Genomic DNA, 24498 nt, shown 5'->3' on the forward strand with positions numbered 1-24498 from the left:
TTCTATGAAGATGCCAATACCAATAAATCCGATGGCGGCCGTCGCGGCCGTTTCGAGGCGTGGACGATGATCATGAGCGTCCCCGGCGCACTCCTGGTCGTCGACGACAACGAGCTGAACCGCGACATGCTCTCGCGGCGGCTCCAGCGGAAGGGGTACGACGTGACGGTGGCCGAACACGGCCGTCGGGCGCTCGAACTGATCGCGGAGCGTCCCTTCGATCTGGTGCTCCTGGACGTGATGATGCCGGACCTGAACGGCCTCGAGGTCCTGGCGGATTTGAGGAAGTCCCACAGCGCGTCCGACCTGCCCGTGATCATGGCCACGGCGAGGAGCCGGAGCGAAGACGTCGTCGAGGCCCTGAATCTCGGCGCCAACGATTACGTGACCAAGCCGCTCGATTTCCCGGTGGTCCTCGCCCGCGTGCAGACGCAGCTGACGCTCAAACGGGCGGTGGACCAGGTGCGGCTCCTCGAGCTCGAGCTGGTCGAGCGGAACCGCGTGCTGGAATCGGCCAACGGCCGGATGGCTCGCGATCTGAAGGCCGCCGCCCGGGTCCAGGAGGCCCTGCTCCCGCGAGGGACCCCGGGCGTCTCGGGCCTGGAGTGCGCCTGGACGTTCCGGCCCTGCGACGAGCTGGCCGGCGACGGCCTGGGGATCGTGAGGCTCGACGCCTCGCGCGTGGGCCTGTACGTCCTGGACGTCAGCGGCCACGGCGTCGCCTCGGCCCTGCTCTCGGTGAGCATCGCGCGCGTCCTCACGCCGCCGGACGACCCGGCCTCGATCCTGATGCGTCCCGCCGCGGACGGCGATCGCCCGGGGCCCGCTTCCCCGGCCGAGGTCCTCGATCGGCTCAACCTCCTCTTCCCGTTCGACCTGGCGACCGAGAAGTTCTTCACGATGGTCTACGGGGTGTTCGATGCGGCGACGGGGGAGTTTCGCTATGCATCGGCGGGACATCCCGGCCCCGTCCACCTTCCCGCCGACGGCCCTCCCGCCCTCCTCGAAGGTCGGGGCTTTCCGGTCGGGCTGGCGGAGGAGAGCTGTCAGGAGCGCAGCCTGGTCATGAGGGCCGGGGACCGTCTGCTCCTCTACTCCGACGGCGTGCCGGAGGCGGCGGACCTCGACGGCCGGCTCTTCGGGAACGAGCGGCTTTTGGGCGCGGTCGATCGGGCCCGGGACGAGCCGCTCTCGGCCGGGGTCGCCGCCCTGCGCATGGACGTCGAGCGGTGGTGCGGCGACGCGGGCGTCCAGGACGACGTCTCGATCCTGGCGGTGGAGTTCTCGGGCGCGATCGACCGGTCCGACGTCGCCCGCCGCGCCTGATGCGCCGACACCTGCGTCGTCATATCGAATCAAGCACGAGCGCCAGGCTTCACAAGGGACGATAGGCGGCCTCATGGAACGCAAGCTGACCGCGGGCTTCGGCCTCGCCTTGATCGTCCTGATCGTCAACGCCGTGATCTCGTTCTGGAACGTGCAACGCCTCGTCGTCGACAGCGGTTGGGTCGTGCACACCCGAGAGGTGCTGAGCGAGGTGGAGTCGGTCGTCGCCTCGCTCCGCGAGGCCGAGGTCCTGCGGAGCGTCTACGTCGTCACGGGCCGCGAGGGATCGGCCGCGCGACTGGATCAGATCGCCGAGGACGTGAAGCGCGGCATCGCGGAATTGACCCGGTTGACCGCGGACAACCCGGAGCAGCAGGTCCGGATGAAATCGCTCGGCGGGCTGGTCGACCAATGGTTCGACGTCCTGCGGGCCGACATCGGCCTGCGCGGCGACGCGGGGTTCGAGGCGGCGAGACGGGCGATCGCGACGGGTCGGGGCGATCGAGCCCGGGACGAGGTGCTGCGGACGATCCGGGAGGTCAAGGATCTCGAGATCGTCCTCCTGGCCCGCCGGACGGCCGACACGAGCGCGAGCATCCGACGGGCCGCGGTCACCTTCTCCGTGGCCCTGCTGCTGGCCCTGGGGCTCTTGGGCGCCGCGTATTTCCTGGTCCGGCGCGACGTGGTCGAGCGGGATCGGGAGCAGGCGGCGGCCGAGGAGAGGACGCGGCTGGCGATGCTCGGCGCCGACGTCGGCACGGCCCTGAACCAGGTCGACGGCCTGCCCGACATCCTCCGAAACTGCTGCGCGCTCCTGGTCCGCCACCTCGACGGGGCCTTCGCCCGGGTCTGGACCCTCGACGAGGGCGAGGACGTGCTCGTCCTCCAGGCCAGCGCCGGGATGTACACGCACACCGACGGGCCCCACGGCCGGGTGCCCGTGGGCCGATTCAAGATCGGCCTCATCGCCCAGGAACGGCGGCCGCACCTGACCAACCAGGTCGTCGGCGATCCCCGGGTGGCCGACCAGGAATGGGCCCGCCGCGAGGGCATGGTCGCGTTCGCGGGCTACCCCCTGCTGGTCATGAACCACCTGGTGGGCGTCATCGGCCTGTTCGCACGCCATCCCCTCACCGACGCCTCGCTCCAGGCCATGGGCACGATGGCCAGCGGGATCGCCCTGGGGATCGAGCGCAAGCGGGCCGAGGAGGACCTTCGGCAGGCCAAGGAGGCGGCCGAGGCGGCGAGCCGCTCCAAGAGCACGTTCCTGGCGAACATGAGCCATGAGCTGCGCACGCCCCTGAACGCGATCATCGGCTACAGCGAGATGCTCCGCGAAGAGGCCGAGGAGGCGGGCCAGGACGGCCTGGTGCCCGACCTGGGGAAGATCCACGCCTCCGGGCACCATCTGCTCGGCCTCATCAACGACATCCTCGACCTCTCCAAGATCGAGGCCGGCAAGATGGACCTCTACCTGGAGACCTTCGACGTGGCCGAGCTGGTCCGCGGCGTGGTCGGCACCATCGAGCCCCTGATCGCGAAGAACGGCAACAGGCTGGTGGTCGACTGCCCCGACGACCTCGGGGCGATGCACGCCGACCTGACGAAGGTCCGCCAGGCCCTCTTCAACCTCCTCAGCAACGCCGGGAAGTTCACCGACCGCGGGACGATCACCCTGCGGGCGGCGATCGAACGGGCCGAGGGCCGGGGGTGGGTCGTCCTGGCCGTCCGGGACAGCGGGATCGGGATGACGCCCGACCAGCTCAGGCGGCTCTTCCAGCCGTTCACCCAGGCCGACGCCTCCACCACCCGGAAGTACGGCGGGACCGGCCTCGGCCTCACCATCACCCGGCGCTTCTGCCAGATGATGGGGGGCGACATCATCGTCGAGAGCGAGCCGGGCCGCGGATCGGCCTTCACGATCCGGCTCCCGGCCGAGGCGAGGAATGATCTCGCCGACCCGGATCTCGCCGAGGTCGTGGACGACGCGCCCGCCTCCGAGGCGTCGCCCGCCGTTGCGCCGACCGATCCCGGGGACACGGTCCTGGTGATCGACGACGACCCCACGGTCCGCGACCTGATGCGCCGGGCCCTGAAGAAGGACGGCTTCCAGGTCGCCTACGCCGCGGGGGGCGAGGAGGGCCTGCGGCTGGCGCGCGAGATCCGCCCGGCCGCCATAACGCTCGACGTGATGATGCCGGGGATGGACGGCTGGGCGGTCCTCGAAGCCTTGAAGTCGACTCCCGACGTGGCGGAGATCCCGGTGGTCATGGTGACCATCGTCGACGACAAGAACCTGGGCTACGCGTTGGGGGCCTCGGACTATCTGACCAAGCCGATCGACCGCAAGCGCCTCGCGACGGTCCTGAAGAAGTACCGCCGGACGGGCGCGGATTGCCGCGCCCTGGTGGTGGACGACGACGAGGCGACTCGACAGATGGTCCGCCACGCGCTCGAGGCCGACGGATGGGTCGTGTCCGAGGCGGAGGACGGCCGGGCCGGCCTGGAACGCGTGGCGGAAGCCGTGCCCGACCTCGTCGTCCTGGACCTGATGATGCCCGAGATGGACGGGTTCGGCTTCGCCCAGGAGCTGCGCCGCCGCGACGCGTGGCGGACGATCCCCATCCTCGTGTTGACGGCGAAGGACGTCACGGAGGAGGACCGCATCCGGCTCAACGGGCACATCCTCGGGGTGGTCCGGAAAGATGCCTACTCGCGAGGGCGGCTGCTGGACGAGATCCGCCGCGAGGTGGTCGACCGCGTCCGTCCGGGCGCGGCTCGCCCCGCGGACGCGAAGGAATCGGGATGACGCGTCGCCGGGAGAATCCGGCGGGAGGGATGTGCATCGATGCCGAAGATCCTCCTGGTCGAGGACAACGAGCTGAACCGCGACATGCTCTCCCGGCGCCTGGGGCGCAAGGGCTATGACGTGGTCATAGCCGCCGACGGGCGGGAGGGGGTCGCCGCGGCCCTGGCGGGGGAGTTCGACCTGATCCTGATGGATATGAGCCTTCCCGTCTTGGACGGCTGGGAGGCGACGCGGCTTCTGAGGGCCGACCCGCGGACCGCGGCGACGCCGATCATCGCCCTGACGGCCCACGCCATGCCCGGCGACCGCGAGCGCGCGATCGACGCGGGATGCGACGACTACGACAGCAAGCCGATCGATTTCACCCGGCTGCTCGCCAAGATCGAGTCCGGCCTCGACGCGGGGCCGCGGACATGACCAGCACCCGATCGGCACTCGTCCTCCCGAACGTCCAGGTCGAACCGTCCTTAATCGTGCGGTCGATATGTGAATACCACGCGCTTTTGGCAACGAACTTGCAGATCCGGTCCTGCCACCGCCCGGAACCTTCTCCGGAGCGGGGCATAGATGCTTGCAGGAGGATCACGATGGCCGCCGCCAAGGATCCCGAAAAGCTCGTGGACCTGCCGCCCTACGGCAGTCGCAACCCCGACCCCGCCTCCGACCAGCCGGGCTCGCACCCGATCGAGACCGGCATCGGGGCCGCCGTCGGCGGCGCCGTCACGGGGGCGTCCCTCGGCTCGGCGGCCGGGCCCGTGGGGATGGCGATCGGCACGGCCGTCGGGGCCGTCGCCGGCGGGCTCGCGGGCAAGGGCCTCGGCGAATTGATCGACCCGACCACCGAGGACAACTGGCTGCGCGACAACTTCGGCTCGCGGCCGTACGTCGAGGAGGGCGACCAGTTCGAGGACTTCCACCACGCGTTCCGCTACGGGGCGTGGGCCGAGTCGAAATACGGCGACTCGGGCATCGACCTGTCGGACAGGACGTTGCAGGACGACTGGGAGGCCAGCAAGGACAGCCAGATGCCCTGGTCGAAGGCCAGCCTCGCCGTGAAGGACGCCTACGACCGTTGCGTCGAGGTGCGCAGGCGACGTGGCGCGAACCCCTGAATGAGCCCGGGTGGGACTCCCGGTTGATCGATACGCCGCCTCCCCGGGTCCGCCCGACGAGGCGGCTTTTCGCGTTCGAGGACCCTCTCGCCGAGGCGTCGGGCGGACGAAGCGGCTGGACATGGTCTTCCTATAGTTTCGCATGATCCGCATCCACCTCGACGACGCCACCCGCGACGAGCTGAAGGCCCTGCGACGCAGCGACCTGCCGCACAAGGTCCGCGACCGCTTCTTGAGCCGCCCCGAATGGACCCGGCGGCGGAGCCGGTTGGAGGCCGCGTCCCGGGCGCCGAACTCCGCCGGCGGGGCGCGCCAGGGGATGCCGGTCCTGGCCCGGTAGAGGACGGCCTCGAAGAACATGCGGTCGGGCGGCTCCGGCTCCGGGCCCGGCTTCGAGCGGCAGCCCTCGACCATCGGGCCGAGGACGGCCCGGATCTCGTCGGCGATCAGGCGTCGCATGGCGGCGTCGGCCCCCTCCTGGGTCGTGGTCCGCCTTAAACCCTTACCGGATCGGCCTCCAGGCAGTCGACAGGCTCTAGACTCATGGAAGGCCTGGGGGGAATGTCTACTGAACTGACTGGACCTTCCTCTATGGGCATCAACGAGAAACATTCGACTATCGTCACCCCATCCGCTCCATAGCCTCCCGGGCCAGAGCGACGTCCGCTTCCGCATATCGCAGCGTCACCGCGGGCGAGGTGTGCCCCGACGCGGCTCGTGCCACGTCCAGCCCGAATTCCCGACGCAGGGCCGTCGCCGCGGAGTGTCGAAGCTGGTGAGGGTGCCAGTGCGGGACGACCGGCGCGTCCGAGCCTTGCGCCGCGTTCGCCCGGACGATCCCGGGGTGATCGCCTGTCGGTAGCTGGCGACCGAATAGCGTTCCCCGAGCTTGCGAGGAACGGCCGGATCGCTGCGATCGACCTGCGAGGGCTGCACCTTGCTCTTGCGGGCCGCTCTGAGGCTTGTCTTACGCTCCGCTTCGGCTTCGACGGGCGGAGAACGGATATTCGGACAGGACGGGCCTCAGCCACGGCCGTAGGACTTCCTGCGCGGCCGGGCCGATGAGGATGACTCGCCCCTTGCCATGGTGGGCGGTCTTGTGGCCGGCGGGTCGGTACTCCCAGACCTTCCCGGCGGTCGTTAGGTCGCGCCCCCGCATCGCGCAGACCTCCCCCGGCCTGGCACCCGTCAGCCGCTGAATTTCGACCATGGTGCGGACCGGCGGGGGCAGGAACGGCAGCGTCGCCGCGACATGGGCGTCGTGGACCGCATGACCGGTTCCGACTCGCGGACGTCGGCAGCCCCCCCCGCCGCAAGCCCCCCCACGGTCCGGGGCGACTCCCAGGCGGACGACGGGAGCAACTGTTCCGACACCGCCCACTTGAACATGCGGACGATCGCCCCGACGCGCCTGTTCACCAGGGTTCGGCGCAACCCCGAGTCCACCATCCGCCGATGCACGGCCTTGAGCGCCAGCGGGCGGAAGTCGAGGGCCGGGGGCTCTGCGTACAGTTCGACTGCGACCCGCAACGCGTCCCGGATGTTCATCGGCTCGCGCGAGCGGTAGCGGGCCCCGGCGCACGCGTGATACCGCGAGGCCAGTTCGACTCGACGACGGTCAGGGTCGAATCGTCGGGGAGCCTTCGGCCGTTGGCGAGCCATTCGGCGATGACGCGATCGTAGGCCTTGCGACTCGCCTCGGAGCCGTGCAGGCCCAGATTGACGGCCCGGCCGTCGAAGGTGACGACCGCTTGACCGGTCCCTTTGTGATGGCGATAGGAGGGTGTGCGGGCGGGTTGGATGGACATGACGGCGCTCCAAATCCGGTAGACTACCGTTTCGGCCGCACCGCCCGGCTTCGGCAGGTTGGCGCTAACTTGAGCTTTCGGATGGGGTTAGGAAAAGCGGGCGAGGGGATTCGAACCCCTGACGTCCAGCTTGGGAAGCTGGCATTCTACCACTGAATTACGCCCGCGGGAGGGGGAGCGGCGCTCCCCGACAGGTCGCCCAAATCATAGCCGGGCGGGATGCCGAGGGCAATGGGTCTCTCGGCGGAGGGGCTCGCCGGAAGTGCGGCGGGGATCCGAACTCGAATTGCCGATTCGCGGGGATCATGGTAAGCGTAGGACCCCTCGGCGCTCTGGCGGCCACGACACGACGTCGCTAAAGCATGGATGCTCGCCGGGGTCCCTGTCTCTTGGGCGCGGGTCGATATGAAGAATTTCGTTCGCCTGGTGCGGTCCGCCTGGCCTTATCGCTACCGATTCGGCGTGTCGATCGCCTGCGCCTTGATGGTCGCCCTGCTCTCGTTCATGGAGCTGGGCGCCGTCCTCCCCGTGCTCAAGATCCTCATCAACAACGACAACCCCCAGCGCTGGATCTCGACCAAGATCGACTCGATCGCCGAGAACATCGAGCAGCTGGGGGCCCGTCGCGAGGAGCTGGCGCGGGTGGAGCGGGCGTTCGCGGCCGGCGGGGCCTCCGCGGCCCCCCTCAGCGACCGCTTCCGGGAGCTGGAGGCGCTCAAGGCGGGGATCCTCGACGAGTTGCAGGAGAGGCGGCGGCGCGTCGACCTCCCCGACCAGCACGGGATCTCCTCGCAGTTCCTGGCCCAGACGGCCGGCGAGATCCAGGGGCTCCAGCGCCAGGAGCGGATCGCCGACGCGCGCTGGGAGGAGCTGACCCGGGGGAGCTACTGGCTGCGCGACGGGGCGCGGCGCTCGCTCGACCGCCGCCTGGCGGAGATCGACCGCAAGCGCGACGCCGAGGCCTGGTGGCAGAGGCTCTATCAGGGCCTCAAGCCGGCGATCTATAAATACCTCCCCTCGGACCAGTTCAACACCCTGAGCATGCTCATGGGGATGGTCCTGATCGGGGTCATGATCAAGGGCCTGTTCACGTTCTGCCAGGAAGTCCTGGTGGCCGACGTGATGCAGCACACGCTGTTTGACCTCCGCAACCTGTTCTTCCGGCGGACGACGAACCTCGACCTGGCGAGCTTCTCGGAGCAGGGCTCGTCGGACCTGATGGCGCGGTTCACCAACGACATGGACTCGTTCGGCCAGGGGCTCAACACGATCCTGAGCAAGCTGATCCGCGAGCCCCTGCGGGCGGTGATCTGCATCACGGGCGCCTTCTGGTTCAACTGGCGGCTGACCTGCCTGACGCTCGTGGTCGTGCCGATCTCGGCCTACACCACCTACCGCGTGGGCCGGGTGATGAAGCGCGCCGTGCGGCGGTCGCTGGAGAGCATGTCGTCGATCTACAAGATCCTCCAGGAGACCTTCCAGGGGATCAAGGTCGTCAAGGCGTTCGGCATGGAGCGGGTCGAGCGCAGGCGGTTCTTCCTGGAGACCAAGAACTTCTACCGCAAGAGCATCCGGGTCGCGATGATCGACTCGATGTCGGACCCGGTCCTGGAGATGCTGACGCTCATCACGGTGGCGATCGCGCTCCTGTCGGGGTCGTACCTGGTGCTGAAGCAGTCGATCTTCCTGCAGATCGGGCCGTTCAAGCTGCAGCTGGCCTCGCAGGTGATGGCGATCGAGGACCTGCTGACGCTCTACGCGATCATGGCGGGCGTGTCGGACCCGATCCGGAAGCTGTCGAACGTCAATTCCAAGCTCCAGCGGGCCGCGGCGGCGTCCGACCGGATCTGCGCCCTGATGGACCGCGAGCCGCAGGTCGTCGAGTCGCCCCGCGCGGTGGAGAGCCCCGCGCACCGGCGGACGATCGAGTTCGACGACGTGCATTTCTCCTATCCCGGCCGCGACCGGCTCTTGCAGGGGATCACGCTGACCGTCCGCCACGGCGAGACGGTCGCGCTGGTGGGCCCCAACGGCTGCGGCAAGTCGACGCTGATGAACCTCCTGCCGCGGTTCTGGGACGTCGACTCGGGGACGATCCGGATCGACGGCGTGGACGTCCGCGAGATCCGCGGCCGGAGCCTGCGGCGGCTGATCGGCGTCGTGCCCCAGGAGACGATCCTGTTCCAGGACACGATCGCCCGCAACATCGCCTACGGCGACCCGGGGGCGAATCGCGAGGCGGTCGTCGAGGCGGCCAAGCGGTCGTACGCCCACCAGTTCATCACCGCCCTGCCCGACGGCTACGACACGGTCATCGGCGAGCGCGGGCACGGCCTCTCGGGCGGCCAGCGGCAGCGGCTCGCCCTGGCGCGGGCCATGCTCCGCAACCCCTCGATCCTGATCCTCGACGAGGCCACCAGCGCGGTCGACATCCAGGACGAGGCCCTGATCCGCAAGGCGATCGAGGAGTTCTCGCGGGGCCGGACGACCTTCCTGATCTCGCACAGCATGGGCGCGATCCAGTTCGCCGACCGGATCGTCCTGATCGACGACGGCCGGATCGTCGCCGTCGGCACCGACCAGGAGCTGAAGCGGACCAGCCCCCTCTACCGCCGCCTCCACGAGATCCACTACCGCCGCGAGAGCGCCTGAACCGGCCGCCGCCGGCCCCCCCGCCGCCCGCGGAAAGTCGGGCCGGCGGAGGCTTGCCAGCCGAACCCTCAGGCGATATCATGTGTCCGTAGGTCACACCCGCACCCGTAGCTCAATTGGATAGAGCATCGGTCTACGGAACCGAAGGTTATAGGTTCGAATCCTATCGGGTGTACTCCGCTCCTCCCCCCTCTCAAGCCGACATCAAGCGTCAGGCCCCCTCTTGCCGGGTCGAGGCGTCCAGGCTCGATCTCTCCACCGGCCCCGTCGTCACTCACGCCGGCATCCGGCGGAATCCGCCCTGATCCATCCCCTCCGGTGGGCAAAGACTTCGCTTATGGGCCGTCCCTCCGTGCCCGTCGCCGCCAGGGCCGATGCATGGGGATGGTCGGAACCTGGCCGTAAGGACGGGATCGCTGCGGCGGCTCGGTTCACGTCTACGACGCGAGGTCTCGTGTACTTGCCGGTCAGTTCAAGAGTGTTAGGCCTCGTGAGCTTCTGGACGACTCGGAGCGTCACCCCGGCGGCATCGGCCAGGTTCGCGAGCATCCTGCGTCGTAAACCGTGGAAATCGAAGAACCGGCCGGATGCGTCCTCGTAGGGAATCCCGGCAGCGGCCAAGTCGAGGCTCAGCAACTTGGCCCCCTTCCCAACCGGTAGCGAGAAGACGGCCGCGCCGAGGGATGCCGGGTCTATAAGGCCCCTAGATCCTGCACCAGGTCTTCGGTCAGGGGCGACGTCGCGGGCTGTCTGTTCTTCGTGTAGCCGGCCGAGACGGTCCCGGGGGGGGCGGCCGTCCGATCGAAGCTCTCGGGCGTGATCCTCTGAATCTCGCCGTAGCGCAGGCCGGTGGCCACGGCCGGGCGATAAACCAGGGCTCACGCCGGGACGGCCATTCCCATGTGCTCCGGCACCTCGTGAGCCGCCTGGACGAGCCCTTGCAGCTCGTCGAGGCCCGATGGATCACCGATCGTGTCGAGAGTCTTCCAGGGCGTCGTACCCCGTCAAACCGGCGAGCGGTTCGAACGCCAGTCGGCCCGACTTCCAGGCCCATCGCGTGAAGGCCTTGGCGGCCGCCCTGTGGTGATTGGCGGACATCTCCCCAGCCCTTCGCTCATGAGGCACTGGAGCGATCGCTGCAAGGCGTCGGCCGTCAGGTCGCGGAGTCGGCCGGGGCCACCCATCCAAGAAGATCGGCCTCGAAGCTTGCCAGGTCATACCGCATTACTACGGCCCGTTGACTGCCCAGAGGCTGATCCGGTAAGGGTTTAAGGCGGACCACGACCCAGGAGGGAACCGACGTCGCCATGCGACGCCTGATCGCCGACGAGATCCGGGCCGTCCTCGGCCCGATGGTCGAGGGCTGCCGCTCGAAGCCGGGCCCGGAGCCGCCCGACCGCATGTTCTTCGAGGCTGTCCTCTACCGGGCCAGGACCGGCATCCCCTGGCGCGCCCCGCCGGCGGAGTTCGGCGCCTGGGACGCGGCCTCCAACCGGCTCCGCCGCCGGGTCCATTCGGGGCGGCTCAAGAAGCTGTTCGACCTGATGGCCGGGCGGGCCGAGTGCGGGGGCGCCCGCCGGCTGACGATCGACTCGACGGTCGTCCGGGCCCATCAGCACGCCGCCGGGGCGGCGCGAAAAAGGGGGGGGCGAGGCGCAGGCCCTCGGCCGGTCGCGCGGCGGCTTCTCGACGAAGGTGATCGCCGTCGCCTGCGACGAGGACGGCGTCGTGGCCCTGGACGTGGCCGAGGGGCGGAGGAACGACGCCCCGCCGGCGAAGTCCGTCCTGATCGAGGCCCGCGACGCGGTCGGGACGGTCCGCGAGGTCCTCGGCGACAAGGGCTTCGACTCCGACGTGGTGCTGGACGACCTCGACGCCCTGCCGGCGATCCCCAACCGGAGCAACCGCAAGGAGCCCTGGTGCTGGGACGACGAGTTGAAGGAGATCTACAAGCAGCGGAACCGCGTCGAGCGCGCGTCCGAAGGCGAAGCAGTTCCGCCGCTTCGCCACGACATATGAGAATTTGAAGGACGTCTACCTCGGCGTCGCCCGGCTCGTCTTCGGCTTCATCCACGTCCGGAAGCTCGCTCCATCCGTCAACACGCCGTAGCCTCAACTCGGTCGCATGACACCAATGGCGATGGACGACGCGGTCACCACGAATGCTGCAAGGCTCAGTTCCAAGAACAGTCGCAAGCCGACGAGTACCAAACCCCGATCGACGATATCGACGGGGCTCAACGCGGCTTCGATGCTGAATACGCCCACAGAGATTAGGCCGACGAGCGCTTCTGTGCACGGGTATCGCATCGAGATGGGCAGGCCGCAGCCGCGGCAGCGGCCCCCGAGGATCAGCCATCCGAGGATCGGCACATTGTGCCGCGTCGCGATCGCGGCCAGGCACTTCGGGCAGCGTGACCTCGGCCGAATCAGGCTCTGGCCGAGCGGGATTCGATGGATGCAAACGTTGAGGAAGCTCCCGACGCACGCCCCCAGCACAAAGAGGAGCAGGCCGATCACGAGATAATGGGCCGAAGTCATATCACCCGTCCCCCTCGAGTTGCAGCATGAGAACTAGACGGCCCGCATTATGACTGGACAGGGCTGAACGAAATCTCCTAGGACGGCCCCCCTCCCCGATGTACCGGATTAGAATGTGATGATGAGGCGGATCTGATAGCTCAGGAGCAGCAAGTACAAGCCCACGGCGGCCGGCAAAACGTGTCCGACCCGCAGGCATGGCAGGAACACCTGGCGCCGCCCGAAAATCAGGAGGAACGGCAGGCCGAAGACCGTGAGGGCGTACTTGCCCAGGATGAAGCTGACCGGGCCCCTTTGAAGGAGGGCGTGCATCACCGGGTTCGCCTCGACGAAGTGCTCTTCGAGCAGCCGGAGGGTGAGAACCCCGTCAATGAGCGTCAGGGACAGCAGGCTCAGGATCAGGACGAACGTCGTGGTCGGGAATCGGTCGAAATATAGGTACCGTTGTTCGTCTTCCTGGCGACGGTTCCCGATCCGGTCGCCCACGGAGGCAATCGCGTCCCATGGGCTCGTGGCCGTCCGGCGACGATCCGATGGGCTTGCTCCTGCCGCTTTCCGAGTCTCATCCATCGATGTTATCCCTCCGCACGTGTAAATGCACCTGATACTGGATGAGGCCCTGAACAGACCGCGGGGGCGATCACGGGGGGGTCGCCGAGAACAGTGAGGCGTCCAGCGACTCCAAGCCGACTTCCGTCGTCGGCGTGACCTGGATGGTCCATTCCTCCGGGTGGTCCGGGTCGCATGCAAAGGTCAAGGCGAATTGGTCCTCGCCTACATAGATGGCCCGGGTCAACGAGGTCGAGCGAGGGTAGCCGCCCGCCAACGCGTCCAGCGCGACAGACAGTGCTTTCGCCATCGCTTTTCTGCCCGGGAGCGAGTCTTTGTCGCGTTGCACGCGACTGGCCCGGGCCTGTTCGATGCGCAAGAGAGTCCCGATCTCTCGGGACGCCAGGCTCCACAAGCCGAGCATCAGGGTTACGAAGAGGACGACCATGACCATTGCATAGCCGCGCCTCTGACTTCGTCGTCGCATCATGGCTGCGGATCCGGAATGAAAATACGATAACGTCTCGTGTGATCGTATCCGAATAAATGATTCCAATCGCGCTCGTTGATCCGATGGCCGAGCGTCAGATCGATTCGAACGCCGTAGACGTTGGCATTGTCGGGTCCGACGGGAAGTTCGTCGCGGACGCAATAGAATCTCGTGACCAAGGCGGCCACGACCCGTCGGGGGCCGGAACCCGTACGAACGAGTTTTCCGGGATCATCCTCGTCGATCGAATAGCAGATTTCCTGGAGCAGCCCCTTTCCGTCGTCGATGCTCATTTTGAGCTTTGATCCGGGGGGCGTCGCGTCGACCACCTGGACGTTCTGATACCGCGAGTCGGTTCCCGGTTGCTCGGCCAGTCGGCCGACGTCACGGGCCAAGGTCTCGGCGAATAGGTTCGCCTCCTGCGCAAGGCGCGCCCGCGTCGCGGTCGAGATCGCGGGGCGGCCGAAGGCGACCCAGGAGTCGGCCAGGAGGTTGGCCGCCAGGGCCATGAGGAGGGCGGCGACCGTCGTCTCGAAGAGACTGAAGCCCCTGTTCTGAATTCGAGGTTCTCGGACTCTCATGGCCGGGTCACCACCCTCACTCGGACCGCCACGCTCCCCGGTGCGGGCGGAGGGTCCAGGCCGGAAGGGGGGAGGACCGTCACGTCATTCCGGGCCCCGATCCGCACTTTGCTGACGACGACCGCCGCATTCGCCCCTCTCGTGAGGCTGAGATCGAGCGAAACGTCGAGGGAATGCTCGCCCAGGTCATACCACGGGCCCGGGCCGACCGCCGGCGCATCGGCGGAGCTTGGAGGCGTCGAACCGTCGGTCAGGGTGAACATCGTGCCCTCGGGGACCGAGCCATGGATCATCACGCGATAGCGGCCCGGCGCGACCGGAAGAAGCGTCCAGGGCGCATCGTCGCCAGGCTCGCGGTGGAGCGTCGTCTCCGTCAAGTTGCGAGAAAAACCCTGGGGGGTCGCGTTCAGTTCGAATGTCGCCGCGCCGCCCAGGCGGCGCACCCAATCGTCGGGCTGCGGCAGGAGGATCAGGACCGGCTGGGAAACGTCCCCTCTGACGGGAAAATAGGGCTCGTCATCGACCAGCTGCACTCCTCGGAGCACCTGCGGATTGTTCTCGATCGGCTGAGACTCGAACCTGCGCAGGATCCTCATCTGCATGACCATGCAGGGGCAGAGTCCCGCAAGAGCAATCGCCAGGATCACCATCGCGATCAGGATCTCGAGGAGGAGCGACCCGGATCGGTGTTGAGGCCGCCTCACGGGTCGCGCTCCTGAGAAGGGGACATCGGAGTACCATCGTAGGTCACGAACAGCCGGGGGTCGAAGGCCCCTCCTTCATCGATCGCGATGGATCCGACGCAGCGCATCGAGGAGGTGGCTGGATGCGTGGCCGTGGCGCGGAAGGACTGGGCGAGGCCGTCTGCCGCCAGCTCGATCTCATATGTGTAAAAGGTCTTTGAAGGGACCGCGGCGATCGTCGGATCGATCAGGTCGGCGTGGTGCTCGGAGTCGGCGGCGGAGGGGTCGTCGGGATCGGGGGCCAATTGGTCGAGCGTGCCGTACCTGCCGTATTCCAGGTAGTAGAACCTCTGGGCGCCCCAGATCGCCCGCAGGTTGCTGGCGGCCACATCGAGTTTCGACTGCTCGATGGCGCGGAAGAGCGACAGGCCTTGGATCGCGAATGCGAGCATCACGATCATGATGGTCAGTACGATCACGACCTCCAGCAACGTGAAGCCGCGGAGGAGTAATCGGGGAGACGACCGTCGGGCGGGTCTCATCGTCAAGGTTCCTGGACCTGGTGATTCCGGCGTCGTTCCGCGCCTCGCGCGGCGGTGCGGCGGTCAATTAACCTTGCCGGCCATCTCGAACATGGGCATGTAGATCGCGAGCATCAGCCCGGCGATGGTCGAGCCCATCCCCATGATGATGAGCGGCTCGAGCATCTTGGTGACCTTGGTGATGAGCCCCTCCATCTTCTCTTTGTAATAGGGCGCGAGCTGCTCCATCACGGCGGCGAGCTGGCCGGACTCCTCCCCGGTGTGGACCATGTTCGTCAGCATCGTGGTGAACAGCCCGGTCTCTTCCAGAGACACGGCGAGGGGCCTGCCCGCCGCGACACGGCCGCGGGCGCGAGTCAGGGCGTCGCGGTAGATCGGGTTGTTCTGGAAGACCCCGATCAAGACCCCCATGGTCTCCAGCAGCGGAACGCCCGCCTTCAATAGCAGCGCGATGTTGGACGCGAAGCGGTACATCGCCATCTGGACCAGCAGCGGACCGATCAGCGGCGTAATCAGGCCGACGCCGCTGAAGTTCCGCCGGCCGGACTCGGTCCCCATGTAGTTTTTGAGGCCGACCACCGCTGCGATGATCGCGACGAGTGCGTACGGCCCGTAGGAAACCACGGCCGCCGAGGCGTCCACGACGAGCTGGGTGATCGCCGGCAGCTTCGCCCCCATGTCCTTGAACATCCCGGCGAATGTCGGGACCACCAGCCAGAGCATGATCGTCACGGCCAGGATCGCCACGATGACCAGGACGATCGGGTACATGAGCGCCCCGGTCACCTTGCGTCGGGTCTCGCGCGACTCGCGGATCTGCTTGTTCAGCTCGATCAGGACCGGCCCCATCTGGCCGGTCAGTTCGCCGGTGCGGATGACCTCGACCCAGTAGGGCTCGAAGATCCTGGGATGCTCCGCCGCGGCTTCGTGGAACGAACTGCCGGAGGAGACCCGCCAGGCGATTTCCTCCAGGGCCACTCGCAACTTATTGCTCTGGCTCTGCTCGGCCCCCTGGTGAAGCGACTGGAGCAGCGGCGTCCCCGAAGAGACCAGCGTGGAGATCTGCTGGAAGAACGACATCTTGTCGTCCAGCGTGATCCTGGCGTGGGACTTGGACGAGACCCGCGCGTGGGCCAGGACGAAATCGACGAAACCCAAATCCGCCTCCTTGTCGAAGGTATCCTGAACCCGTCGCCGGCGAGGCTCCCCCTCCGACGCTGTCGAGAGCCGAAGCTGTCTCGGCAAGCGAGGAGCTTGCCGTGCGGCTGGCTGCAGGGCGCCCGGAGGATCTCGTGGTCTCCAGGGGCCAGGGCCCCGGTCGGCGAGGACGTCGAGCGGCGAACGACTTTCCGCCGCCTACCAGAACCATAGGCCACCACGAGCGAAGGGCGGGGGGATTTCTCGCGTCGCACGATCACGCGTCGTCGGTCGTCGTGACGCTCAGGGCGGCCTCGAGGCTCGTGAGCCCTTCACAGGCCTTGGCCACGGCGCTATCGATGAGGAGCTTCATGCCGTCGGACCTGGCGGCCTCGCGCAGGTCGGTCAGAGGGGCCCGCGACTGGATCAGCCTGGCCAGCGTGGACGTGATCCGGACGACCTCGAAGATCCCCACCCGGCCCCGGTAACCCGCCCCCCGGCAGGCGTCGCACCCCTTGGGGCGGTAGAGGGTCGAGCTGGGCTCCAAGCCGTAGCGCCGCGCGGTCTCGAGGTCGCAGCGATACGGCTCGCGGCACGACTTGCAGAGCCGGCGCACCAGGCGCTGGGCCTCCAGCACGCGCAAGGTCGAGGCGAGCAGGAACGGCTCGATCCCCATGTCGACCAGGCGTGTCACGGCCGAGAGGGAGTCGTTGGTGTGGATCGTCGAGAGGACGAAATGCCCCGTCAGGGCCGCGCGGAGGCAGATCTGGGCCGTCTCCTGGTCGCGGACCTCTCCGACCATGATCACGTCCGGGTCTTGTCGCAGGAACGCCCGCAGGGCCGTGGTGAAGTTCAGGCCGACCTGGGCCTTGACCTGGACCTGGTTCATCCCGCTGAATTTGTACTCGACCGGATCCTCGACGGTGCAGATGTTCGTCCTCGGGTCGTTCAGCAGGTTCAGGCACGAGTAGAGCGTGGTGCTCTTGCCGCTTCCGGTCGGCCCGGTCACGAGCATCAGGCCGTGGGGCAGGTGGATCGACTCGATCAGGTCGCGCGCCTGCCGCTCGTCCAGGCCGAGGCTGGTGAGCTGGAGCGGGACCGCGCCCTTGTCGAGCAATCGCATGACCATCTTCTCGCCGAAGACCGTGGGGACGGTGCTGACCCGCAGGTCCACCCGGCGATCGCCGGAGCGCATCGAGATGGCGCCGTCCAGCGGGATGCGCTTCTCGGCGATGTCCATCTTGGCCAGGATCTTGAACCTCGAGATCATCCGGGTGAACTGGGCGCGCGACGGCGGGGCCATCTCCTGGAGGATCCCGTCCACGCGCAGGCGGATCTTGCACGAGTCCTCGTACGGCTCGAGGTGGATGTCGCTGGCGCCGGCGCGCATGGCCTGCTCGAGGATCTGATTGACCATGCGGATGATCCGGCCGTTCCGCCCCGGCGGGGGGGGCTGGTCGAGGTGGAGGATCTCATCCTGCGGCTCTTCCGCCCTCTCTTCCCCCTCCTCGTCGACCTGCTCGAAGTCGGCCGTCCCGCCGACGAGGTCTCCGACGTTCCCGTGGCTGTAAAGGCACTCGATCAACGCCCCGACGAGCGACAGCGGGACGACGACGGGGCGGACCTGGAGGCCGGTCAGGAGCTGGACCTCGTCGACGACGAGCAGGGCGCTCGGCGTGGCGAAGGCCAGGTCGACGACCTCGCCGTTGACCGCGATCGGGGCGATGAGCTGATCGCGGCAGATCTTCTCGGGCAAGAGGCGCGCGAGGTCGTGGTGGTTCGCCCCGACCTCGGCGGCCGCGTCCATGAGCGGGAGCGACAGGTATGCGGCGTAAGCCGAGGCGATGTCCCTCTCGGTGGCGATCCCGGCGCGGACGATGATCCGCTCCGGGATGTCGTCGTCTCGCAACTTGGACTCGCGGTAGACTTCCAGCTTCGCCGCGTCCAGGAGGTTGCATCTCCGGAGGGCGTTGAAGATCGTGGCCTCAGCACCTGCGAGCTCGGCGGCGTGGGCCATGGTCACCTCAGCGTGGGCGGGTCGTCCTGCGGACGGAGTTCGACTTCGACGCCTTGCCCCGCTTGCGGTCCTGCTTCGCTTGGATCGGCGGCGAGCTTGCGATCGACGAGGGCGGTCGCGTCATGGTCGAGGAGGCGGGGAATGCGATCTCGACGTCCTTGCCGCCGTAGCGGAGCCCGACCGACGCGGGATGTATGGCGGCCAGGACCACCGGACCGGGCGCGTCAAGCCCCTGGACGGACTCCCCCTCGGCGTAGACTCGCCCGTTCAGGACCGCCATGCGGCGCGAGTCGTGGATCGAGGTGGCCGAGAGCGAGACCTTGCCCGGCAGGGCGGCCAGGATGTCGACCTCGGCCCGGCCCACCTTGAGGATCGCGTCCGCGGGCCGGGCCTTCGGGGCCCTCCCGCCAGGACCGGACTTCGTTGCATCGGCCGATTCGTCGGCCGCGGACGAGCCCGTGAATGAGAAGGGGTCGCGGTCGGGGGTGCGGCCCGGGACCGTCGCCAGCGAATCCGAGGAGATCTCCGCGACCCGGGTCCTGGAGATGGGACTCGGGACGGGCGATTCCAGGTACGGCCAGACGGCCCAGCCCGTCGCCGCGAGCGCGATCATCGGCGGCACGAGTGTCCCGACCAGGTCTTTCATGTCAGCCCATGACTCCCAGCACGGTCATTTGAAGGTCCAGCCCACCGGCATCCCCCTGGATCGAGTGGAGGTCCACCTGGTCGACCCGGAAGAGCCGGGGGTTGGACTCGATCCAGCCGAGAAAGCCGTTCAGCTCGGCGAAGGTCCCCTGAAGCTCGATTTTCAGGACCATCAGGTTGAACGGACCATGCTTCTCCAGCGCCTGCGGGTCGAGTTTCTGGAGCTTCAGCGGGTACTTTCGGATGCCGGCGAGCATGTACTCGATCCACTCGTTCCTGTCGGCCTTCTCCGGCAGTCGGTCGCGGAATTTCGCGGCCTGGGAACGCAACGCCTCGATCGCGCGGGCCGGGGCCAGGTGCGCCTCCGACCGCGCCCGGGCGGCCACCGCCTCGTCGATCCACGCGCTCATCGGCCGGTAGACCCCGGCATACCAGACGATCAGCATCGCACCGCCCAGGGCGAAGCGGAGCTGGAGCGGGTCGTGGAGCCGCTTCTTCAGCTTCGCCCAGAGGGGGCCGACTCGGCCGGCGTCCATGGTTCGACCCTTTCTATGAGGTCCTGTAAATCGATCGAAAAGGAAAAGTCGTTTGAAATCGCGACCCCGGATCGCGGGCGATTGCTCCCGGTTCGACCGTCGCGGGGCCGTGTCGATTCGCCGCCGCGCTCCGAGGGTTGACGCGAGCGGTCCTCGGGTCGCTCCCCTGGCGCCGATCGGCTCCCCTGGTCGAGGGTCTCGCCATCGCCTCACGGCTTCGGCTTCGAAGCGCCGGATTCCAGCGGATGGCACGCCACGCTGAAATCCGCCGTGGCCGGATTCACGCCGTTCTGTCTCCATCTTAGGTCGCCCAGCTCGATCTTGGGGAAGTCCCGCTTCAGGAGCGGGTCGTCGCGCAGGATCTGGAGGAATGCGTCGATCTCCTGGGGCATCGCCCCGGTCCGGGGTATCGGCGCATTGAGTCGCAGGGTCAGCGACCTTTTGGGCTTGCCGTTCGACCTGCCGCCGATGAGTTCCAGCTCTTGGTAGCCCTGGAAGAGGACCAGCGTCAGGTCGGCCGGGAGTCGATCGGAGAGGTCGTGCGTGTACGAGGTCCAGGGGATGCGCGTCTCGACGAACGCGCGGATCGCGGCGGCCTTCTCCTCCAGCATTTTCTTCTCGCCGAGAAGCTTCTCGGCCGACGACTTCGCGGCCCAGGGATACTTGGCGTCCTCGGCCCGGACCGCCTCGGCCTCCGCGCGATGGGCGCGGAGCTGGACGTTGAGCCAGGAGGTGGCCGCGAGCAGGACGGCGACCTGAAATGCGGCCTGGCCCCAGGGGAAGAGGTCGCGGAAAGAGGTCCGGCCGCCGAACGAACGGATGAGATTGAAGGCCTCGGAACCGCTCCTCAGGCCCCGGGCCAGCCCCGTGGCCACGTCCGCCGCGTCCATCCCCGGGCCGCCGTGGTGGAGGATTTGAAGGCCCTGCAAGCCCGGGTTCGCGCCGAGCTCGTCGGCGAGGCCGCCGAGGTCGGCGCGCCCGTGGATCAACACGGCGTCCACCTCGGAATCCAGGCCGCAATACGACCCCAGGATGCGCATCGAGGCGACCGTGGCCAGGACCGCCTCGGCCTCCCCCTCGCCCGGCAGGTCGAAGGGCCGCCACATCAGCGGCATGTCGGGCGCGGCCATCAGCACGGCCAGCCCTTGGCCCCTCCCCAGGAAGACGCGCAGGAAGCCCCGTGAATTCCTCGGCGGGTGATACCTCCGCACCGCCTCTCGAAGCAGGGCGCATGGCGAGGGCTCGGCCCGCGTCGGGACGATCCCGCAGGATTGCAGGGCCGCGAGCACGCCCGAGAGGTATTTCTTGTGGCACGAGACGATGCTGGCCAGCGGCCGGAACCCGACCTTGGACTTGATCAGGTCGACCACCATGTCGTCCACGATCAGGGTCGGCGATTGGAGGACTTCGTGGAGGAGGATCTCGGGCGACGCCTGGAGGTTCCTCTCCTGGATCGGCCTGGTCGAGAAGAAGACCCGCAACGCCGGCAGGCCGACGGACACCCGCGCACGTTCCAGGTCGCGGCGGGTGAAGTGCTTCGCCAGGAGCTTCTCCAGGGCCTCGGCAAGCCCTCCGGGCTCGAAGGCCGCCCGGTCCTGGACGACCTCGACCCGCCCGAGCGGCGTCGCGGCCACTTGCGAGACGGCGATCTCACGCTCGCCGATCGCCAGCCCGATTTCGTTCTGGACGGCCAGGCGGGTCAGGAGGGCTTTCAAGGTGCCGGCCTCTCGAATGGGACCGATGCTCGGCTCGATTCGTCGCGTCGCCAACGTCATGAGGGACGGGCGGCCTAAACAGCCGCCCGTCCCGACGTCCCAGGATCGTCCGCGGCCCTACCTGAGGGTGAGGCCGCGGTCGTGAGGACGTGACCTCGAATCAAGTCGTGGGGGCCGCAGCGGTGGTGCCCGACGGGTTGATCTCGGGGAGAGCGAGGATGGTGCTGTTGTCGGGATCGAAGCCTTCCTGGGTGAAGGTGACCGTGTAAGCCCCCTTGGAGGAGGTGGCCGCGATCCGCGTCAGGGTCATCGTCCAGGTCGGGTCGGTGCCGGTGTTCGTCGAGGTGATCGTCCCGGGGGTGAAATACTTCGGGGCCTGGATCGCGATGTCAAGTTGCGTGAGGTCCTCGGTATAGACGCCCTGCCTGGCGATGTACCGCTCTTGGGCGGTGCGGACGGCGGCCAGGTAGGCGAACGCTTCCGCCGCCTTGGATCGCTCGACCGAGTTGAGGAACTTCGGCACGCCGAACGCGGCGAGGACGCCGATGATCACGATGACCACAGCCAGCTCGACCAGCGTGAATCCCTTGCGGACCTTCGGGCTCGTCTGTTGCACGTTCATGATCGGAACTCCTGTTGCGACCGGTCCCGATGTAGGGGAAGCGCGGTACGATGGGTGACGACCGGACGGGCGTGGAAAATCACGCCTTTCGCCCGCCCCAGGTCGGCCGATTGACGCCGATCCCGGGGCAAGTCGCCAGGGACTTGGAGGTTTGACTTGCCGGGAGCTGGATCGGAGACTAGCCCCGCATCCGACTCGCCGCCGGCCCGGTCCTCACCATTGGGGTCAGGCGAGCACGATCGTCGGCCCACCTCGATCCGGCCGCGAGCCGGGAAGACTCTACCGAGGGCTCGCGGCGATCCTGTCCTTCGTCGGACGCTAATCAACCACTAGGCCGCGGTCGACCGGATGTCAAATTCGAGCACGCGAACTCGTCGTCAGCGTGCGGCCGCGGGGGGGAGGGCGTCCTTGGGAAGCTCGAGTCGCTGGCCGGGCGACGGGCGTCCCGAAGGGGGGATCACGCCGCGATTCAGCTCGATGATCTCGGTCGCGCGCCTCGGGTCGCCGAGGCGGTCGCGGGCGATGCTCCTCACGGTCTCGCGCGGGCCGACCCGATGGGTCGGATAGGGATCCCGTCGCACCCGCCCCTCGCCGCTCGCCGTCGGACGCGCGTCGACCCGCCCGGGGCTCGACTCGGCGAAGTCGGCTTGCATGACCTGCGCGTCGATCGGCGTCTGCGGTCGGGAGAGCCGTCGGGCCGTGACGGCCTCCTCGGCCGACGAGCCGTCGGCGACGCATCGGGTCCGAGGATCGACCTCGAGCGACCGGTCCAGCGTCTCCAGGGGAGGGATCTGGATCGTGTCGCCGACGGAAAGCCGTTCGGGCGCGTCGACGAGGTCGCGGTTGACGTCCCAGAGCGCCAGGTAGTACCGCCCCGAGCCGTAGCAGCGACGGGAGATCGTCCAGAAATTCTCGCCCCGGCCCACGACATGTCGGGTCGGCCCATTCCCGGCCCGTGGTTCGGGCGCCGTCCGGCCGGCGACCGGCTCCGTCGCCATGGCGGGAGAGTAGGCCGGCGGCGAGCGATCTGGGTCGGGCGAAGTTTGCGGCTCGTCGTCGGTCGCGGGCGGGCGGCGTCCGCTCGGCCGCGAGAGGTCCTTCCCCCGCCGGGCCGCGACCGATGTGCCGGCCGGACCGTTTCGGCTCTCTCCCGGGGCGGCGGCTGCCTCCATCGGTTCGACCGGCAGCCGGCCGAGTCCTTGCTTCCAGATGTGGGGCGTCAGGAGCACGATCAGCTCTCGCTTGTTCTTGGCCCTCGACTTCTGGCCGAACGCCGCGCCCAGGATCGGCAAGCGATTGAGGCCGGGGAGCCCTTCCTGGGTGTAGCTGTCTTCATTCTCGATCAGGCCGCCGATGACCAGGGTCGCGCCGTCGGGGATCATGACGTTGGTCGTCACCTCGGCCGTGTTCGAGTTGGGGAGGCCGCTGATGGCGTTGACGACCCCCGAGCTGCGCTCCGGGTGGATCTCCATCCGCACCATGCCGTCGGACGACACGAAGGGCCGAAGCCGCAGGAGCGTGCCGGTGTTCAGGAACTGGATCTGCTGGACGGTGCTCGTGAAATTCTGCGTGACCGTGCTGTAGCCCAGTCGCTGGCCGAGCTGGATCTCGGCCTTCTGCTTGTTCAGCACCAGCAAGCGCGGGCTGGCGAGGACGCGAGTCTCGCCGAGGGTCTCCAACGCCCGGATGAATCCGCTGTTGTTCGCGCTGACGAAGCCGAACTTGATGCCATTGGTCGAGGAGCTGAGCCCGCCGGTGGCGGTGCCGCCGTTGATCCGTCCGGCGGCGGCGATCGCGGCGGCGGTGGCGTCGGCAGGGACGGTCAGGAGTTTGGCGGGGGTGAACCCCGAGTTGGCGACCAGCTCCGCACCGTTCCCGATCGTCCCCAGCGCCTGCGCGAGGTTGTCCACGACCGAGTAGTTGACGCCCAGTTCGTTCTGTCGTCGGAGCTCGACGCTGATGATCACCGCCTCGACGAGCACCTGCACCGGCTGGATGTCCATAAGTTCCACGATGGCGTCGACGGCTTTCAGGTTTTCTTCGTAATCGCGCACGATGAGCACGTCGCCGCCGGCCATCGAGTTTCCCCCGGTGGAGCCGCCCCCACCACCTCCTCCACCCCCCCCGCTGCTCGGTGCCACGGCGCCGCCCCCGCCGCCCCCGCCCCCTCCGACTCCCCTGCTGGTTACGGGGCCCGTGCTGATCCCCTCTTCACTCTCGGGTGTGGAGGTCATGGTGCCGACATCGCTGAGGAGTTCCGTGATCATCGTCATCAAGTCGCTCGCCCGAATGTAATTAAGGCGATACAACCGCGAGGCGATCGGCTGATTGGCGACGGCGAGCTGCTTGAATTCGAGGCGGGAATAGACGTAGATCATCCCGTCCTCACGCCTCGCGATGAGGTCGCTGAGCTTGAGGATGGCCCTCAGAGCCTGATTGAGGGTCGCCCTTTCCAGGTTGGCCGTCACGCGGCCGGTCACGCCCGGAGCGATCATGATGTTCAGCCCGCCCTGGCGGCTGAGGATCTCGAGCGCGCGTCGGACATCCAGGTCGTCCATGTGCAAGGTGATCCGGCCGTCGGCTTCGACCCGAATCTGTCGCTCGATACCGGCCCGGCCCTCGCCCCCCGGACCTGGAGTGCTGGGCGCTTTAGGTTCGACCTGGAATGGGGATGGGGCCGGAGGAGGGGGGACGACCTCGGGTGAGGGGGGGGCGTCCGTGGGATTCCTCTCG

24 protein-coding genes, 2 tRNA genes and 2 pseudogenes are annotated in these 24498 nt (G+C 67.9%); 9 read left to right on the plus strand and 19 right to left on the minus strand.

All coding sequences use genetic code 11. From position 1 onward, the window contains the following. The first annotated feature begins 72 nt into the window (after positions 1 to 72). From PZE19_RS28325 to PZE19_RS28345, 5 genes are all read left to right on the plus strand, one after another. The gene (locus tag PZE19_RS28325) at positions 73 to 1326 is read left to right on the plus strand and encodes a PP2C family protein-serine/threonine phosphatase (RefSeq protein WP_277863964.1); all 1254 of its coding nucleotides are present in this window, start codon (positions 73 to 75) and stop codon (positions 1324 to 1326) included. 73 nt (positions 1327 to 1399) lie between these two features. Then, entirely contained in the window at positions 1400 to 4135 is a 2736-nt protein-coding gene (locus PZE19_RS28330; protein ID WP_277863965.1) for a response regulator, read from the plus strand. Between the two features lie 39 nt (positions 4136 to 4174). After that, the gene (locus tag PZE19_RS28335; protein ID WP_277863966.1) at positions 4175 to 4552 is read left to right on the plus strand and encodes a response regulator; all 378 of its coding nucleotides are present in this window, start codon (positions 4175 to 4177) and stop codon (positions 4550 to 4552) included. Between the two features lie 170 nt (positions 4553 to 4722). Beyond that, a complete protein-coding gene (locus tag PZE19_RS28340) occupies positions 4723 to 5247 on the plus strand; it encodes a hypothetical protein (protein WP_277863967.1) in 525 nt (174 codons plus the stop codon). A gap of 142 nt (positions 5248 to 5389) precedes the next feature. Further along, on the plus strand, positions 5390 to 5587 hold the full coding sequence (locus PZE19_RS28345) for a hypothetical protein (protein ID WP_277863968.1): 198 nt from the start codon (positions 5390 to 5392) through the stop codon (positions 5585 to 5587). Here the strand turns inward: PZE19_RS28345 and PZE19_RS33260 are convergent. The 5 genes and pseudogenes from PZE19_RS33260 to PZE19_RS28365 form a co-directional block, all read right to left on the minus strand. Next, a pseudogene (locus PZE19_RS33260) lies at positions 5545 to 5922 on the minus strand (hypothetical protein); the annotation flags it as partial. The gene PZE19_RS28345 and the pseudogene PZE19_RS33260 overlap by 43 nt on opposite strands. Then, complete coding sequence (locus PZE19_RS28350; RefSeq protein ID WP_277864394.1) at positions 5870 to 6085, minus strand: tyrosine-type recombinase/integrase; 216 nt, start codon at positions 6083 to 6085, stop codon at positions 5870 to 5872. The pseudogene PZE19_RS33260 and the gene PZE19_RS28350, both read right to left, overlap by 53 nt. A gap of 350 nt (positions 6086 to 6435) precedes the next feature. Further along, on the minus strand, positions 6436 to 6795 hold the full coding sequence (locus tag PZE19_RS28355) for a hypothetical protein (protein WP_277863969.1): 360 nt from the start codon (positions 6793 to 6795) through the stop codon (positions 6436 to 6438). Beyond that, complete coding sequence (locus PZE19_RS28360; RefSeq protein WP_277863970.1) at positions 6792 to 7055, minus strand: hypothetical protein; 264 nt, start codon at positions 7053 to 7055, stop codon at positions 6792 to 6794. Before PZE19_RS28360 ends, PZE19_RS28355 begins: the two co-directional genes overlap by 4 nt. A 95-nt stretch (positions 7056 to 7150) precedes the next feature. Then, a tRNA-Gly gene (locus PZE19_RS28365) sits at positions 7151 to 7222 on the minus strand. Positions 7223 to 7460: 238 nt separating this feature from the next. On the opposite strand from PZE19_RS28365, the gene PZE19_RS28370 reads away from it, so the two are divergent. Beyond that, positions 7461 to 9707 carry an ABC transporter ATP-binding protein gene (locus tag PZE19_RS28370; RefSeq protein ID WP_277863971.1) on the plus strand — a complete coding sequence of 749 codons (2247 nt, stop codon included), beginning with the start codon at positions 7461 to 7463 and terminating at the stop codon, positions 9705 to 9707. 101 nt (positions 9708 to 9808) lie between these two features. Continuing rightward, a tRNA-Arg gene (locus PZE19_RS28375) sits at positions 9809 to 9882 on the plus strand. 788 nt (positions 9883 to 10670) lie between these two features. On the opposite strand, the gene PZE19_RS28380 is transcribed toward PZE19_RS28375, so the two are convergent. Then, positions 10671 to 10805 (minus strand): hypothetical protein, encoded by a 135-nt coding sequence (locus PZE19_RS28380; RefSeq protein WP_277863972.1) that lies wholly within the window; start codon positions 10803 to 10805, stop codon positions 10671 to 10673. A 254-nt stretch (positions 10806 to 11059) separates the two neighbouring features. Between PZE19_RS28380 and PZE19_RS33265 the strand changes: the two are divergent. Beyond that, positions 11060 to 11233, plus strand: a pseudogene (locus PZE19_RS33265) (transposase); the annotation flags it as partial. A gap of 85 nt (positions 11234 to 11318) precedes the next feature. Further along, a complete protein-coding gene (locus PZE19_RS28390; protein ID WP_438270001.1) occupies positions 11319 to 11726 on the plus strand; it encodes a transposase in 408 nt (135 codons plus the stop codon). A gap of 93 nt (positions 11727 to 11819) precedes the next feature. On the opposite strand, the gene PZE19_RS28395 is transcribed toward PZE19_RS28390, so the two are convergent. From PZE19_RS28395 to PZE19_RS28455, 13 genes are all read right to left on the minus strand, one after another. Then, a complete protein-coding gene (locus tag PZE19_RS28395) occupies positions 11820 to 12248 on the minus strand; it encodes a prepilin peptidase (protein ID WP_277863973.1) in 429 nt (142 codons plus the stop codon). A 108-nt stretch (positions 12249 to 12356) separates the two neighbouring features. Continuing rightward, the gene (locus PZE19_RS28400) at positions 12357 to 12734 is read right to left on the minus strand and encodes a DUF5658 family protein (RefSeq protein WP_277863974.1); all 378 of its coding nucleotides are present in this window, start codon (positions 12732 to 12734) and stop codon (positions 12357 to 12359) included. 154 nt (positions 12735 to 12888) lie between these two features. After that, positions 12889 to 13287, minus strand: a complete 399-nt coding sequence (locus PZE19_RS28405) for a hypothetical protein (protein ID WP_277863975.1) — start codon at positions 13285 to 13287, stop codon at positions 12889 to 12891. Then, a complete protein-coding gene (locus PZE19_RS28410; RefSeq protein WP_277863976.1) occupies positions 13284 to 13868 on the minus strand; it encodes a hypothetical protein in 585 nt (194 codons plus the stop codon). The genes PZE19_RS28405 and PZE19_RS28410 overlap by 4 nt, the downstream gene beginning before the upstream one ends. Then, positions 13865 to 14518, minus strand: a complete 654-nt coding sequence (locus tag PZE19_RS28415) for a hypothetical protein (protein WP_277863977.1) — start codon at positions 14516 to 14518, stop codon at positions 13865 to 13867. The genes PZE19_RS28410 and PZE19_RS28415 overlap by 4 nt, the downstream gene beginning before the upstream one ends. A gap of 50 nt (positions 14519 to 14568) precedes the next feature. Next, positions 14569 to 15093: a type II secretion system protein gene (locus PZE19_RS28420; protein ID WP_277863978.1), complete on the minus strand. Its 525-nt coding sequence runs from the start codon at positions 15091 to 15093 to the stop codon at positions 14569 to 14571. 63 nt (positions 15094 to 15156) lie between these two features. Then, on the minus strand, positions 15157 to 16251 hold the full coding sequence (locus PZE19_RS28425) for a type II secretion system F family protein (RefSeq protein ID WP_277863979.1): 1095 nt from the start codon (positions 16249 to 16251) through the stop codon (positions 15157 to 15159). A gap of 256 nt (positions 16252 to 16507) precedes the next feature. Then, entirely contained in the window at positions 16508 to 18247 is a 1740-nt protein-coding gene (locus PZE19_RS28430; RefSeq protein ID WP_277863980.1) for a GspE/PulE family protein, read from the minus strand. Positions 18248 to 18254: 7 nt separating this feature from the next. After that, on the minus strand, positions 18255 to 18893 hold the full coding sequence (locus PZE19_RS28435) for a hypothetical protein (RefSeq protein ID WP_277863981.1): 639 nt from the start codon (positions 18891 to 18893) through the stop codon (positions 18255 to 18257). A 1-nt stretch (position 18894) separates the two neighbouring features. Continuing rightward, positions 18895 to 19428: a type 4a pilus biogenesis protein PilO gene (locus PZE19_RS28440; RefSeq protein WP_277863982.1), complete on the minus strand. Its 534-nt coding sequence runs from the start codon at positions 19426 to 19428 to the stop codon at positions 18895 to 18897. 209 nt (positions 19429 to 19637) lie between these two features. Then, a complete protein-coding gene (locus PZE19_RS28445; protein WP_277863983.1) occupies positions 19638 to 21143 on the minus strand; it encodes a hypothetical protein in 1506 nt (501 codons plus the stop codon). A gap of 160 nt (positions 21144 to 21303) precedes the next feature. Continuing rightward, a complete protein-coding gene (locus PZE19_RS28450) occupies positions 21304 to 21765 on the minus strand; it encodes a type IV pilin protein (RefSeq protein ID WP_277863984.1) in 462 nt (153 codons plus the stop codon). Positions 21766 to 22142: 377 nt separating this feature from the next. Beyond that, a complete protein-coding gene (locus PZE19_RS28455; RefSeq protein WP_277863985.1) occupies positions 22143 to 24323 on the minus strand; it encodes a secretin GspD/PilQ domain-containing protein in 2181 nt (726 codons plus the stop codon). Between the last annotated feature and the right edge of the window lie 175 nt (positions 24324 to 24498).

This window comes from Paludisphaera mucosa (assembly GCF_029589435.1).
In the GTDB taxonomy this organism is placed as follows: domain Bacteria; phylum Planctomycetota; class Planctomycetia; order Isosphaerales; family Isosphaeraceae; genus Paludisphaera; species Paludisphaera mucosa.